At 66.5% G+C, this 15,279-nt stretch carries 9 protein-coding genes; 4 read left to right on the plus strand and 5 right to left on the minus strand.

Features of this window, described 5'->3' with window-relative positions; all coding sequences use genetic code 11:
* Positions 1-103 precede the first annotated feature (103 nt).
* Complete coding sequence (locus tag AC1RIF_RS16740) at positions 104-430, plus strand: putative quinol monooxygenase (protein WP_492602485.1); 327 nt, start codon at positions 104-106, stop codon at positions 428-430.
* A 16-nt stretch (positions 431-446) separates the two neighbouring features.
* Here the strand turns inward: AC1RIF_RS16740 and AC1RIF_RS16745 are convergent, their stop codons facing one another.
* Positions 447-1,103 carry a GAP family protein gene (locus tag AC1RIF_RS16745; RefSeq protein ID WP_492602486.1) on the minus strand — a complete coding sequence of 219 codons (657 nt, stop codon included), beginning with the start codon at positions 1,101-1,103 and terminating at the stop codon, positions 447-449.
* Positions 1,104-1,233: 130 nt separating this feature from the next.
* Here AC1RIF_RS16745 and AC1RIF_RS16750 point away from each other — a divergent pair, with 130 nt between their 5' ends.
* Complete coding sequence (locus AC1RIF_RS16750; RefSeq protein ID WP_492602487.1) at positions 1,234-3,603, plus strand: sulfatase-like hydrolase/transferase; 2,370 nt, start codon at positions 1,234-1,236, stop codon at positions 3,601-3,603.
* 5 nt (positions 3,604-3,608) lie between these two features.
* Here the strand turns inward: AC1RIF_RS16750 and AC1RIF_RS16755 are convergent, their stop codons facing one another.
* The 4 genes from AC1RIF_RS16755 to AC1RIF_RS16770 all read right to left on the minus strand — a co-directional run bounded on the left by AC1RIF_RS16755 (position 3,609) and on the right by AC1RIF_RS16770 (position 10,026).
* Complete coding sequence (locus AC1RIF_RS16755) at positions 3,609-4,052, minus strand: hypothetical protein (RefSeq protein WP_492602488.1); 444 nt, start codon at positions 4,050-4,052, stop codon at positions 3,609-3,611.
* Between the two features lie 135 nt (positions 4,053-4,187).
* A complete protein-coding gene (locus AC1RIF_RS16760; RefSeq protein ID WP_492602489.1) occupies positions 4,188-5,840 on the minus strand; it encodes a SulP family inorganic anion transporter in 1,653 nt (550 codons plus the stop codon).
* A 10-nt stretch (positions 5,841-5,850) separates the two neighbouring features.
* Complete coding sequence (locus tag AC1RIF_RS16765) at positions 5,851-8,214, minus strand: arylsulfatase (protein WP_492602490.1); 2,364 nt, start codon at positions 8,212-8,214, stop codon at positions 5,851-5,853.
* A 117-nt stretch (positions 8,215-8,331) separates the two neighbouring features.
* A complete protein-coding gene (locus AC1RIF_RS16770; RefSeq protein ID WP_492602491.1) occupies positions 8,332-10,026 on the minus strand; it encodes a SulP family inorganic anion transporter in 1,695 nt (564 codons plus the stop codon).
* Positions 10,027-10,177: 151 nt separating this feature from the next.
* On the opposite strand from AC1RIF_RS16770, the gene AC1RIF_RS16775 reads away from it, so the two are divergent.
* Both AC1RIF_RS16775 and AC1RIF_RS16780 read left to right on the plus strand, forming a co-directional pair.
* The gene (locus AC1RIF_RS16775) at positions 10,178-12,523 is read left to right on the plus strand and encodes an arylsulfatase (protein ID WP_492602492.1); all 2,346 of its coding nucleotides are present in this window, start codon (positions 10,178-10,180) and stop codon (positions 12,521-12,523) included.
* A 482-nt stretch (positions 12,524-13,005) separates the two neighbouring features.
* Complete coding sequence (locus AC1RIF_RS16780; RefSeq protein WP_492602493.1) at positions 13,006-15,264, plus strand: winged helix-turn-helix domain-containing protein; 2,259 nt, start codon at positions 13,006-13,008, stop codon at positions 15,262-15,264.
* Positions 15,265-15,279: the final 15 nt, after the last annotated feature.

Consider the following 15,279-nt stretch of genomic DNA (forward strand, 5'->3'; position numbering starts at 1 on the left):
TCGCGCGCACAGCATTGATTGCGCCGTCGCTCACGGCCGATACTGATGTCGTGACCGTGTGTCGCCGGTCCGCCATCCGTGTGCCGAACAGACTGGAGTCATCGTGATCTTCATCGTGGTGCAGTTCGACGTCCTCGACGAGTACAAGGACAACTGGCTCGAGACCACGCGGGAGTTCACCGACGCGACGAGAGCCGAACCGGGCAACCTCTGGTTCGAATGGAGTCGCAGCGTGGACAGCCCCACTCGGTACGTCCTGATCGAGGCGTTCCGCGACGGACAGGCCGGCGCCGAACACGTCGGTTCCGCGCACTTCCGGAACGGCTTGGACGCGATGCGCCCAATGCTGCGGGAGACCCCACGCATCATCAACACCGAGATTCCCGGAATCGACTGGTCCCGCATGGGCGAACTGGAGATCGGACGGTAGCTCCCCGTCGGGCTCGCTAGAGCAGCGCCGCCAGTGCCCGCCCAACGAACAGGCCACCGAAACCGAAGAACACCGCGATGCCGATGGCGCGGTCGTGGGCGATCATCCACCGCTTGACATTCGCCAGACCCGACTTCGCGCGATCACCGAGGGCCACGAAGATCCCGATCGGCACCAGGAAGTCCAGCGCAGCCGCCGCCAGCAGCAGCACTGTGCCCGTCACCGCCGCCGCGACCGTGGTGTCGGACGCGGCGATCACGCTCATCCCCGAGATCATGATCGCCAGGTTCGGGTTCACCACCGACAACGCAGCCCCCATGAGGAACGCACCACGCGGCTTGGCCTCGGCAAGCTGCTGCATCCATTCGGGACCGGTGTCGGACGGCGTCCGCTTCCGGACCATCTGCACCACACCGAATGTCAGGAAGATGATGCCGACTGTGAGTCCGGCCCAGTGACTGACGGTGCCGGATCGAGCTGCCTGATCCGTGGCGCCGCCGAGCAGTGCCGCGACACCGATCGCCGTGTAGGCGATCATGAAAGCCGCGAAGAATGCGAACGCATTCGCCAACGGACGTTTCGTCTGCAACAACAGCACGCAACCCGCGATCGCGGCGGGCGTGATGGCCATGCCTGCAAACTCCGGTAGCAATTGCAGAATCAGCTCTCCCATGAGCGAAGCCAACTCCGACGGGTGGCGCGCCACCTCACCCGTGGCGCATGAAGAGCAGTCTCGCCCGCTGCGGGTGAGGTGGCAGGCCCTACGCGCCCCTAACGTCCGAATCGACTGTGGACGACGTGTCATGACCGAAGGGACGCCCATGCGCGACGAACTGCCCGGAACCGTATTGCCCATCCCGGATCAGCCCTACCAGGGTCCGGTGTTCTTCGACGCCAAGCATCCCGACGCGAAGCTGCCGCCGATCGAGATGAAACGGCCTCCTGCACAGGCGCCGAACGTGCTTCTGGTGCTGCTCGACGACGTCGGGTTCGGGGCCTCGAGCGCGTTCGGCGGGCCGGTGCACACCCCCACCGCCGAGCGCCTGGCCGCGGGTGGGCTGAAGTACACGCGTTTCCACACGACGTCGCTGTGCTCGCCGACCCGGGCCGCCATGCTGACCGGCCGCAACCACCACGCGGTCGGCATGGGCCACATCACCGAGACCGCCACGCCCGCGCCGGGCTACCGCTCCACCCGGCCGAACTCGTGCACACCGCTGGCCGAGATCCTGCGCCAGAACGGCTACAACACAGCGCAGTTCGGCAAGTGCCACGAGGTGCCGACCTGGGAGTCGGGCCCCACCGGACCGTTCGACCACTGGCCCGCGTTCAGCGGGTTCGAACGGTTCTACGGCTTCATCGGCGGCGAGACCAACCAGTGGCAACCGGCCCTCGTGGACGGCGTGTCGGCGATCCTGCCGCCCGACGATCCCGACTACCACCTGATGCCGGACTTGGCAGACAAGGCCATCGACTACATCAAGCAGCAGAAGGCCCTCACACCGGACAAGCCGTTCTTCACCTATTTCGCGCCCGGAGCCACCCACACCCCGCATCACGTCCCGCAGGACTGGATCGCCAAGTACAAGGGCAAGTTCGATCAGGGATGGGACGCGGTCCGGGACGAGACATTCGCGAAGCAGTTGAAGCTCGGCGTGATCGGACCCGATTCGGACCTCACCGCGCGCCCCGACGGCATCATGGCCTGGGACGACGTTCCGGCCGAACGTAAACCGATCCTGGCGCACCAGATGGAGGTGTACGCGGCGTTCCTGGAGTACGCGGACTTCCACGTCGGCAGAGTCGTGGACGCGGTCGAGGAGATCGGTGAGCTCGAGAACACGCTGATCCTCTACATCATCGGAGACAACGGCGCCTCTGCCGAGGGCGGCCTCGAGGGCACCTACATGATCACCACCGCATCCAACGGCGGCGGCGAATTCGAGACGGTCGAGTTCTGGAACGAGCACCTCGACAAGATCGGCGGGCCCGAGGCCTACAACCACTACGCCGTGGGCTGGGCACACGCGATGTGCACGCCGTACCAATGGACCAAACAGGTGGCGTCGCACTACGGCGGCACCCGCAACGGCACGATCATGCACTGGCCCGGCGGCATCGCGGCGAAGGGCGAGATCAGGCACCAGTGGCACCACGTCATCGACGTGGCCCCGACGATCCTGGAGCTGGCCGGACTGGCACAGCCGCACACCGTCAACGGTGTCACCCAGGTACCGATGCACGGCACGTCGTTCGCGTACTCGTTCAACGACTCCGACGCCGACGAGCGGCGTCGCACACAGTACTTCGAGTTGATGGGCAACCGCGGGATCTACCACGACGGCTGGACGGCGGTCACGAAGCATCGCACCCCGTGGGACGTCGTCGCGCAGGCGCCCGACTTCTCCCTCGACGTGTGGGAGCTCTACGACACGACCACCGACTGGACGCAGGCCCACGACGTGGCCGCGGAGCATCCGGACAAGTTGGCGCAGCTGCAACAGCTGTTCCTCATCGAGGCGGCTCGGTACAACGTGCTGCCGCTCGACGATCGCGCCGCGGAACGAATGAACCCGGCCATCGCCGGCCGCCCGACCCTCGTGCAGGGTGACAAGCTACGGCTGTTCGAGGGCATGACCCGGCTCGGTGAGAACGTCGCGATCAACATCAAGAACCGGAGCTTCTCGCTGACCGCCCAGGTCCAGGTCCCCGAGACCGGCGCCGACGGTGTGATCGTCACGCAGGGCGGACGGACCGGCGGCTGGTGCCTGTTCACCCAGGGCGGCAAGCTCGGCTACCACTACAACTACTGCGGTCTGCAGCGCACAACCGCGCTGTCGGACAGCCCGCTCACTCCGGGCCGGCATCAGGTGCGGGTCGAATTCGTCTACGACGGTGGCGGAATCGGCAAGGGCGGGACGGCAACGCTGTACATAGACGGCGCCGAGGACGGCAGCGCTCAGGTGCCACGCACGCATCCACTCTACTTCTCGTTCGACGAGGGACTCGACGTCGGAATCGACACCGGGATGCCGGTGTACGAGGGCTACAAGTCACCGCGGGGCAAGTTCACCGGACGGATCGACTGGGCCGAGATCGAACTCGGCGACGACGACCACAGCCATCTCATCGACCCCGAGGACGCGCTCGCGGCGGTGCTCAAGCACCAGTAGACCTGTCAGCGCGGTATCGGGCACAGCTCCCGGGTGGCCAGGTCCCAGAACGGAAAGAGCTGGGGACTGGTCGCCTCGGGGTGCGCGACATTCGCGATGTCGAGGAACTCGAGATACGTCCGCCCCGGCGACCTCGCGACCTCACACGCCTGCAAGCCCAGCCTGGCCGACGCCGGGAAGCCGATGTCGCGACCGTACGGCTCGAGCGTCGGGTCGTCCCGGAACACATCCAGGTGCTGTCCCCACTGGTTGAACGCGGTTTGCAGGTTGTAGTCGCACGACCCGAACAGGCCCTCGCACGTGGTCGGCTGCCCGCCGATCGTGTACGTCTCCTTCACGACCGGACGGCTGGTGGACGTCTGCGGCAAATCGGACACGACCCGGTAGAACGCGAACCCGAACCCGCACAGCGCCGCGATCACGGCCGCGACGACCAGAACCCGCGTCACCACGACTGCACCCGCATCACCGATGATCGGAACGCCATATGCGGACGGTAGATTTCCGAACGGCCGGTATCGCGGGGTTCGAGCCGAATGGTTGTGACATCGACACCGAACAGCCCGCGCGTGGCGCGCCCGCGGTCAGCCGCTCAACGTGCGCGCGGCCGCCTCGACGCTGTCGAACAATCGGCCCTGCGCCTCGTAGTCGCGTCCCAGCGCGGTTCGTCGGACCGTCGCCAGGTTCCGATGGGGCAGTGCCGCGAAGTAGACGGTGACGCCGACGTCGGACAACTCCCGGGTGAGATCCAGGAAGTTGTTCAGCACCGTCGTGGTCACCTGGGTCAGCCGCGAGCAATCGATGACGACCGCGTGTGGTGCGGTCCCTGCACCGGTCACCCGCCTGCTGATCTCGCGTGTGTTGGCACGTACGTTCGCGGTGTAGAGCCCCGAATCTACGCGGAGGACCAGCGGATCCGTGGCGATCGGTGGCACATTCGGATCGACGGGGGCCCAGGTGCCGTCCAGGTCCCGCACCAACTGCGAAACGTGCGGCCGGTCGAGTTCACGCAGGACGAGGTACAGCGTGAACAGCACACCGACCAGCACAGCCGGCAGCAGCCCGGCGGTCAGGCCGATCACCGCGGTCGCCGCGGCCACCCAGAACTCGATCCGACTCACCCGCCAGAGCCGCACGAACGCTCCCGGATCCACCAGGCCGAGAGTGGCAACCACCACCATCGCGCCGAGAGTGGCCTGCGGCAGGTCGCTCAGCACCGGAGCCAAGAACAGCGCGACGAGAACCGCGAGTGCCGCGGTGACGATGCCGCTCAACTGTGTTCGGGCGCCGGACCGCAAGGCCACCGCCGTTTGCGAGAAGCCGGCCGCCGGCGGCAAGGTGTGGAAGAAGGCGCCGGCCACCGACGCTGCGCCGTTGGCGAGAAGCTCACGGTCGCTGTCGATCTGCGGCTCGCTCGTGCGCCGGACACCTCGTCCCACGGCCACCGTCTCGAGGAAGGCCATCACCGAGATGGCCAGCGCGCCGGGGAACAGTGCGCCGATGTCGTGCAGCGAGGGAATTCCGGGCAATGGAACGCCCCGGGGCACCGCGGCGATCACCGCGACCCCACTCTCTCGCAGGCTCGTGAACGCAATCAGTGCGATCCCCACGGCCACCACGACGAGTGGTCCGGGCACGCGCGGCACCACGCGCCCCAGCACGAGAAGTGCCACGATCGACACGACCGACAGCACGACGGTGGCGCCGTTCGCATCGCCCAGTTGACGCATCACACCACCGAGCACGTGGAAGAAGCCGGTGGCATCGGGGTCGCCCGGCACGCCCAGCAGTTTCGGCAACTGGCTTGCGGCCACCGTCAGTCCGACGCCGACCTTGATCCCGGACAGCGTTGCCTCGCTGATGTTCTCGATGATCGCCCCGAGTTTGAGGACCCGAGCCGCGATCAGGATCACGCCGACCATCAGGGTCAGCGTCATCAGCGAAGTCTGAGCGTCGTCCGATCCGGCGGCGATGCCGGCACCGATCAGCGTCGATGCCGTGAGCGTCGCGATGGTCGATGTCGTGCTCACGCTCGCGGTACGCGAACCGCCGAGAAGGGCATACACGACCATCGGCACCATGCACGTGTACAGGCCGATCTGCACCGGCATGTCCGCAATCGTCGCGTACGCCATTGCCTGCGGAATCACGACGGCACCGGCACTCAACCCCGCGACCACATCCGCGCGCAGCCAGCTCTTGCGGTAGCCGACCAATGTCGGCGCGAGCACGGTCACCGGCGTACCCCTACTGCTTCATCATCGCGATGTTCATGAGGTGCGCCGGGTCGGCTAGGTGCGCATGATCATCATCACCGAGATCGATGCGCACCCGATCGATGGTTCCGGTGAACTCGTTTCCGGTTGCCCCGTAGTCGGGCGACACCGGCGAGGCCAGATCCGCACCGACATCGACGGTCTCGTCGAACGTGAACTGGAACGGAATGGTCCGCTCGACGCGCCCCTCGCCGATCTTCTCGTCACCAGTGAAGATCGATGCCGTGCCGCCCTTGCCCAACCCACCACCGTCGTAGGCGAAATGCATACGCAGCGCCTGCGGTCCGGACGGAACCGACGCCTCCGATCGCACGACGTCCGTCTTGATGCCGAGCAGGTTGTATGCGAAGGCGAGCTTGCCGTCGATAGCGTAGAACGACCAACCGCCGTAGGCGCCTCCCTGCGCGATGATCACCCCGTTCACGCGACCGTCCGGGACGTCGACGTCGGCAGTCACCGTGAACGACTTGTTCTTGATGTTGATGGCCGAGTTCTCACTGAGGCGCCGCATACCCCGATAGAGCGTCTGGCTCTGCGCCGTGATCAGCGTCGGCCGACCCGCGAGATCAGGGTTGAACCGCTCCGCCGTCCGAATATCCATCGGCAACACGTTGAACCGGGCAGCCTGGATGAGAAAGAGTCGCTGCAGGTGCGCGAGCTTGTCCGGGTACTCGGCCGCCAGGTCGTTCGACTGTGTCCAGTCGTGCTCCACGTCGTACAACTCCCACACGTCCTCGTCCAGACCGTGGTCCGAGCCGAGCCACGGATCCTTGTGCTTGGCAACTGCGGTCCAGCCCTTGTGGTAGATCGCGCGGTTGCCGACCATCTCGAAGTACTGCGTGGTGTGACGTTCCTCGGCATCTGCATCACCGAACGTGTAGTTCATCGGCGTCCCCTCGTAGGGCCGCTGTGTCACACCGTGCACTGTCGTCGGCTCCGGAATCCCCGCGGCCTGCAAAACCGTCGGGGCGACGTCGATGACATGTGCGAACTGGTCACGGATCTCGCCGCGCGCCGAGATCTCGTTGGGCCAACTGACGATAGTGCCGTTGCGGGTGCCGCCCCAGTGCGACGCCACCTGCTTGGTCCACTGGTACGGAGTGTCCATCGCATGCGCCCAACCGACCGCATAGTGGTTGTACGAACGCGGTGTACCGAGATCATCGATGTGCGCCGCGACGTAGTCCTCGGTCTCGATGTCGTTCATGTGGTTGATCGTGAAGCCCTCGTTGGTCGTGCCGTGCATCGATCCCTCGGCGGAGGCACCGTTGTCGCCGATGATCACGTATACGAGCGTGTCGTCGAGCGCACCGAGTCCTTCGAGCGCGTCGAGCAGGCGGCCGACGTGGTGGTCGGTGTACTCGAGGAAACCCGCGTAGACCTCCATCTGGCGGGCCAGGGCCGGCTTGAGCTTCTCGCTCATCTCGTCCCACGCGGGGATGCCGGGGCTGCGCGCGGTGAGCACAGCGTCCCGAGGGATGACACCGAGCGCCTTCTGCCGGGCGAAGGTCTCCTCGCGCAGCGTGTCCCAGCCCTGGTCGAACTTGCCCCGATACTTGTCCGCCCACTCCTTCGGGACGTGGTGCGGCGCGTGCGTGGCACCGGGTGCGAAGTAGGTGAAGAACGGTTTGTCGGGCGCGAGAGACTTCTGCTGGCGGGTCCAGTCGATGGCCTTGTCGGTCATGTCGGCCATGAAGTGGTATCCGTCCTCGGGGGTGCCCCAAGGCTCGACCGGCGAGGTGTTCTCGTAGATCGCCGGGTACCACTGGTTCGTCTCGCCGCCGATGAACCCGTAGAAGTACTCGAATCCACCACCGGGGTGCGGCCAGTGGTCGAACGGCCCCACCGCCGAGGCCTCCCACACCGGCACCTCGTGGCACTTGCCGAACTGAGCGGTGTTGTACCCGTTCAGCTTCAGGGTCTCTGCGAGCGGAGCGCAGTCATTGGGTCGCATCGAGTTGTAACCCGGCGCGCTGGTGGCGATCTCGGTGATCCCGCCCATCCCGACGGTGTGGTGGTTGCGCCCGGACAGCAGCGCCGCGCGGGTCGGGGAACACAGCGCAGTGGTGTGGAAACGGGTGTACTTCAGGCCCTGCGCGGCCACCCGCTCGAAGTTCGGGGTCTCGACCGGACCGCCGAAGGCGCTCGATGCGCCGAACCCGACATCGTCGAGCAGCACGACGAGCACGTTCGGGGCACCCTCCGGAGGCAGCAACCGGCGAATCGGCGGAAACTCCGTGTCCGGATCCGTGGCGTCGTACGTGACCGTGCCGGTGTACGCGAGATCCGGAATCGGAAGCGTCCCTCGCTGAATATCGTTCGGATCGAAGCTCATGGCGATGATCTCCTTCGGTTCGTACGCAGCGGCCATTCGAAGGTAGGCACACCGGCCGTCGGCACGCCTCATCCGCCGCGGGTGAGTGCCCACCTCGGTGACGGGGGGCTCAGGTGCTCAGGTGTCCGCATCCATCCCTGCCAGCGCTTCGGCCACGGTGGGATAGATGCCCACGGATCTTCCTTCGGCCGCAGCCCGTCTGAGCGTGTCCCGGAACTGCCCGATGTCGCGTGCCACCCGCAGCTCGATTCCCTTTCGGGCGAGCGTGTCCCGCAACTGCATCAGCATCTCGGCGGCTGTGACGTCCACGTAGGGAGAGGTTTCCGCGTCGAGCACGACGACCCGGGTGCTGTCGGTGCACATGTCCTCGATCCGCTCCTTCACGTGGTCGCAGTTCGCGAAGAACAGGCCGGCCTCGACCCGCACCACCAGGATGTCGTCGGTTGTCGGCAGGTCCGGGTGGCGGGCGGCGTCCACCCACAGGTCGCCCTGCTTCGCGAGCGCCGCCACCTGCGGCCGGGACGCGCGATACAGCAACAGCAACATCGAGACCCCGATGCCGATCACCAGGCCGGGAAGCGTGTCGAAGATCAGGACTCCGGCCATGGCGGCGACCGCGGCGGCGAAGTCGGCGCGCGCTGCGTGTCCGTAGATGCTGCCGAGCCGTTCCGTCCACACGCCGTACAGGCGGCGCAGTGCCCCGATGTCGACGAGTTCGACGACGGCGGCGATCACGACGGCTGCCAGAGTCGCCTCCGGCAGTTTCTCGAACAGTCCCGTGAGGAACAACAGGGTCAGGACGGTCAGACCCGCGACGACCAGACCGCTCATCTGTGTCCTGGCGCCCGCTCCCCCGTTCACCGCGGTCTTGGACAGGCTGCCGTTGACGACCATCCCCGACGCCAGTCCGGCACCGAGGTTCGCTGCACCGAGACCGGCGAGTTCGCGGTTCGCGTCCACTTCGTAGCCGGCTTTCGCGGCATAGGTTTTCGCGGCGCCGAGTCCCTCGGCGAAGCCGATGAGCAGCACACCCACTGCCGGCCCGAGCAGGTCGACGTAGTCGTCGAATCCGATGTCGTCGGGCAACCCGAGCGACGGGAGGCCCGAATCGATGTGCCCGACGATCGACACCCCCTTGTCGTCGAGTCCGAACACCGCGACCGCGACGATCCCGAGCAGCACCGCCAGCAGCGATCCCGGAATCAGCGGCAACCAACGTTTGAAGCCGAGGACCACGACCAGGCTCAGGAAGCCGACGAGCAGCGTGCGCCAATCGGTGTCGCCGAGCTGCCGGATCACCCCCCACGCCTGTTCGAAGAAGTTCCCGTCGGACTTCTCCACCCCGAACAGCTTCGGCACCTGACCGATGATGATGGTCAGCGCGAGACCGACGATGAATCCCTTGAGCACCGGCTCGGAGATGAACGACGCGATGAACCCGAGACGGAGCAGACCCGCGAGCAGCCCGACGATGCCCGTCGCGATCGCGAGCACGGCGGACAGTGCCACGAACCGGCCGTTGTCCGCGCCCGCCAACGGCGCGATGATCGCCGCTGACAGCGCCGCGGTCGCCGACATCGGACCCACCACCAGGTGCCGCGAACTGCCCACGGCCGCATACAGAATCAGGGACGGGATCGCCGCGTACAGGCCCACCACGGGCGGCACGCCGGCGATGGTCGCATACGCGAGCGCCTCGGGCACCAACACCGCCCACACCGTCAGTCCGGCAATCACATCGGGTCGGATCCAGCCACGCCGATAGTGCTGCAGCGAGGCGAACACGGGCCACGTCGTCGTCTCGTGTCTCACCCGGTCATCGTGACCGTCCGGGCCGCAGTGCTCATCACACCCTGAGGGTGAAGCCGGATCCGGACGACTTCACCCGGAGTGGACGATGCGGGAGACGCGCACCCCGCGCACTCTCGGTGTCACCCACCCACCGACGGAACGGGAGTACGTAATGGCCAGGGAGTTCAAGGGCGAGATCAAGCTCGATGTCCGCGATTCGGTCTCGGACTGGGACGCGTTCCTGCCCGACAAGGCACCCGTGGGCGCACCGAACGTGCTGGTCGTGTTGTACGACGACACCGGAATGGCCGCGTGGTCGCCGTACGGCGGACGAATCAACATGCCGACGATGGACCGGCTCGCGAACGACGGCCTGACCTACACCCAGTGGCACACGACGGCGTTGTGTTCGCCGACCCGCTCGACGTTCCTCACCGGGCGCAACCACCACCTCAACGGCTTCGCGTCGATCTCCGAGTCCTCCACCGGGTTCCCCGGCTACAACTCACACATCCCACCGTCGAACGCCACGATGGCGAACGTGCTGCGCGACGCCGGGTGGTCGACGTTCTGGGTCGGTAAGAACCACAATGTGCCGATCGACGAGTGGACCGCGGGGGCGTCGAAGAAGAACTGGCCGCTCGCACAGGGCTACGACCGTTTCTACGGCTTCATCGGTGGCGAGACCAACAACTGGTACCCCTCGCTGGCCGAGGACAACCGCTACATCGACCAGCCCTACACCCCAGAGGAGGGCTACCACCTCTCGAAGGATCTCGCCGACCAGGCACTGCGCATGATCCGCGACGTCAAGCAGACCGAGCCCGAGAAGCCCTGGTACCTGTGGTTCTGCCCGGGCGCCAACCACGCGCCGCACCACGCGCCGCAGGAGTACATCGACAAGTACAAGGGCATGTTCGACGACGGCTACGAGGCCTACCGCGAGTGGGTGCTCGCCCGCATGATCGAGAAGGGCATCCTCCCCTCCGACACCGACCTGACGCCGCTGAACCCGATGCCCGAGGGCACGTTCTCCCCCACCGACGAGGTGCGGCCATGGGCCGAGCTGAACGACGAGGAGAAGCACATGTTCTCCCGGATGGCCGAGGTGTTCGCCGGCTTCTCCGAGTACACCGACGCGCAGGTCGGTCGGATCGTCGACTACCTCGAGGAGTCGGGCCAGCTCGACAACACGCTGATCGTCTACTGCGCCGACAACGGAGCCTCCGGCGAGGGCAGCCCCAACGGTTCGGTGAACGAGGGCAAGATCTTCGGCGGCTACCCCGACGACGAGGCGCAGAACCTCACGATGGTCGACAAGCTCGGCAGCCCCGATACCTACAACCACTACCCGACGGGCTGGGCTGCCGCGTTCTCGACGCCTTACAAGATGTTCAAGCGCTACACCTACCAGGGTGGCGTCTGCGACCCGTTGGTGATCCACTGGCCGGCCGGAATGAAGGCACGCGGAGAGGTGCGCCACCAGTACCACCACTCCACAGACATCGTGCCGACCATCCTCGAGGCCTGCGGCGTCGAGTTCCCCGACACGTACAACGGCGTCCCGCAGACCCCGCCGTCGGGCGTGTCGATGAAGTACTCGTTCGACGCGCCGGCCGACGGACAGACGGCGAAGGAGACCCAGTACTACGAGATGTTCGGTCAGCGCGGACTGTGGCACAAGGGCTGGAAGGCCGTCTCCGTGCACGGCCCGGTCTCGGGCATGGGCAACTTCGACAAGGACGAATGGGAGCTCTTCCACGCCGACGTCGATCGCGCCGAGGCACACAACCTGGCGACCCAGCACCCCGAGAAGCTCGCGGAACTTCAGGCGCTGTGGATGGACGAGGCGAAGGCCAACAACGTCCTGCCGCTCAACGACCTCCAGATCATCGGCAACCCCAAGGACTTCGAGACCTTCGTTGCGATGGAGTTCCACCAGCCGGTCCCGCCGAGCGGGCAGTACGTGTACTACCCGGGCACGTCCGAGGTGCCCGAGCGCTCCGCAGCGAACGTGCACGGCGTGTCGTACAAGATCCTCGCCGAGGTCGACCTCACCCCGGACTCGCAGGGCGTGATCTTCGCGCACGGCTCCCGGTTCGGCGGGCATGCGTTGTTCATCAAGGACGGAACAGTCACCTACGCGTACAACTTCCTCGGCATCCCGCCCGAGGACCGCATCTCGGCCCCGGTGCCGACGTCCGGCAGACACATCATCGGCGTCGAGTTCACGAAAGAGGGTTTGGGGCCGAATCGGGAGGGCCTGGGGCCGCTGAAGCTCTACATCGACGACAGGCAGGTCGGCGAGCAGAAGATCCGCACGGTGCTCGGCCACTTCTCGCTGTGCGGCGAGGGGCTGTGCATCGGGTACGACAGCGCCGACCCCGTCTCGAGCGCCTACCCGGAGCCACGCTTCGAGTTCCGCGGAGGTGAGATCCGGAAGGTCGTCTTCGACATCGCCGACGACGCGTACGTCGACCTCGAGAAGCACATGGAGGCCGCGATGGCTCGCGACTGAGCCGGTTACGGAGCGCGAACCGCCTGCACGCGTTAGAATTCGGACGCGTCAGGCGGTTTGTCCGTTCCGTCGGGGGGCGGGCTCTCGTATGCGGGGAGGCATGTCTGGTGACGTCAACGGAAGCATCGAATACCTCTGCAGAAGAATCACTTCCGTTTCTTCGCAGCGATCGGGTCGTGTCCCGCAACCGATTGCTGAACCTACTCGACACCGCGTTGGGCGGTTCGGCCGATGCGGCGTCGGTCGCGCTCGTGTGCGCACCCGCGGGATCGGGAAAGACGACACTGCTGGCCGAGTGGGCGCACGGATCCGGGAGGAGGCCGGCTCCACCGGCAGTTGCCTGGGCGACCGTCCTGGAACGGGACAACGCTCCGCATGCGCTGCACGACACCCTGGTGAAGGCACTCACCGCAACTGGGCTTCCGGACATGCAACGGGTTTGCAACGATCTCACGAATCCCTCACCAACGCATCCTCTTCCGGTGGTAAGCGCGCCTTCCCGCCTGAACGGACCACTGTGCCTCGTCCTCGACGACGCTCACCTCCTCCACGACCCGAACGCACTGGCCGATCTCGAGACCTTCCTGCGAACCCGCCCACGTGATCTGCGCGTCGTCGTGTGCGGACGCTTCGAACCCCCGCTCGCGTTCCAGAAGCTGCGACTCGACGGTCGCGTCCTCGACCTCACGTTCGAGGACCTGGCGTTCACGGCCGAAGAAGCTGCAACCATGCTTGCCGAACACGACGTTCACCTCGGCCCGGAGGACCTGTCGTCACTGATGGAACGAACCGAGGGCTGGGCCGCCGGCCTCCGACTCGCGGGCATGTCGTTGTCCGGGCACCCCGATCCGACGTCACTGATCCAGAACTTCACCGGCTGCCGGCGGGCGGTCGCCGACTATCTGATCGAGCAGGTCCTCGCAGGACAGACCGCGGACGTCCGGCAGTTCCTGATCAGGACGTCCGTCCCGTCGATCTTCACGGCAGCGCTCGCGGAACAACTCACCGGCTGCGCCGACGCCCACAGCATCATCGACGCGCTCGAACACCGAAACTTCCTCATCACACGAATCGAGGGATCTCCCAATCGATTCCGATACCATCCACTGCTGCGCAGCTACCTGCGCGCCGAGATCGAACTGCTCGGCAACCGCGCGGTTGCCGAACTCGAACGTGTCGCTGCCCGCTGGTACGCCGAGTTCGGCGACGCCCTGCTCGCGCTCGAGCACGGCATCGCCGCCGGCAACGCACCCGACGTCGTCGCGGTGCTGTCCGAGTCAGGCCTGGCGCTGGTGCTGGACGGTCACGGGCAAGCTGTCGAGCGCCTGCTCTCCGGCGCACCGGCCGCTGTCCGGGACGAGCCGATCAGTCGACTCGTCCGCGCCGCCGCCCACCTGCACGACGACAACCCGGCCGTCGCCGCGTCCATGCTGGCCGGACTCTACGGTCGATCGGCGTCCACCGAGTCACCCGACCGCACAGCCCTTCTCGCGGATGCGATCCGCCTCCAGGTCGCCATCCACACCGGCCGCGTCGAGTCCGTTCTCGAGCCGACACCCGCCGTGGACGCACCGCTCTCGGGTGACCCGTTCCTGGACTCGTTCCTGTCACTGCAACGCGGACGCGGTCACCTGTATCTCGGGCTGCTCGATCCCGCGGACGAGCACCTCAGGTACGCCCGCGAGTGTGCCCGGCAGATCGATTCGGTCCGCACGCTGACTCCGACGTCGAATGCACTGGCGGTGGTGGCCCTGTGCCAGGGCCTGATCACCGAAGCCCGGACGCTGGTCGCCGAGACTCGGTCCGCGACCGCGGGAGGTCCCGTCACCGGGTCACTCGATCACCACCGCGCACTCCAGGTGGAGGCGATGTGCCACTACCTCCGCAACGACGTCGCAACCGCCGTCGAGCTCGCTTCCACCTCGGCCGCGGCGCTGCGTGAATCGCCCTCCCCGTTGGCCCGTGAAAGCGCAATCGCCGCGGCGCTGTTCGGCATCGACCTTGCCGAGGATCGCCGCGGCGCCGTCTCCGCACTGCATGCCGCGTCCACCACCGGGACCCAGGTCCCGCGCCCGCCCGGACTGCTCGCCATCGGCCTCCCGTCCGTCCAGTTCGCATACCTGCACATCGGTGAGACGACTTGGGCGCGCGAACTTGTCACCACGGCATCGGCCACTCTCGGCCCGATCGGCGACACTGTGCTGCTCGAGGCGATTCTGTGTCTGTGCTCCAACCACCTCGAGCAGGGCCGGGCAGTCCTCCGTCCCGTCCTCGACGGGGAGGTGCCCTGCGCGGCGGCCACCAACCTGGTGACGGCGTGGCTCGTCGAAGCCGAGATCGCGCGCCGGCGTGCGCACGATGCCCGGGCCCACGACGCCCTCGTCGAGGCGCTCCGGCTCGCAGAGCCGGAGAAGGTGGTTCGCCCCTTCCACGACATGGCACCGGCGACGCGAGAGCTGTTGTCCGCCAACTACGGGCGCTTCGGTTCGCAAAGTACCTTTGCAGAGCAGATCTGGGCATCGTTTCCGACCAGTGCGCCCACCACCGCCGAGAAGCTGACGCGCCGCGAACTCGAGTTGCTCGCCGAACTTCCCACGTGGCGCACTGCCGAGGAGATCGCCGCCGACCTGTGCGTCTCGATCAACACCGTCAAGACACACCTGCGCGGCATCTACCGCAAGCTGGGTGTCACCACGCGGCGCGACGCGGTCACCGCCGCGCACACCCACGGGCTCCTCTGATTTCCGGATTCACCA

This window comes from Prescottella sp. GW823-FHT02E09 (assembly GCF_058797375.1).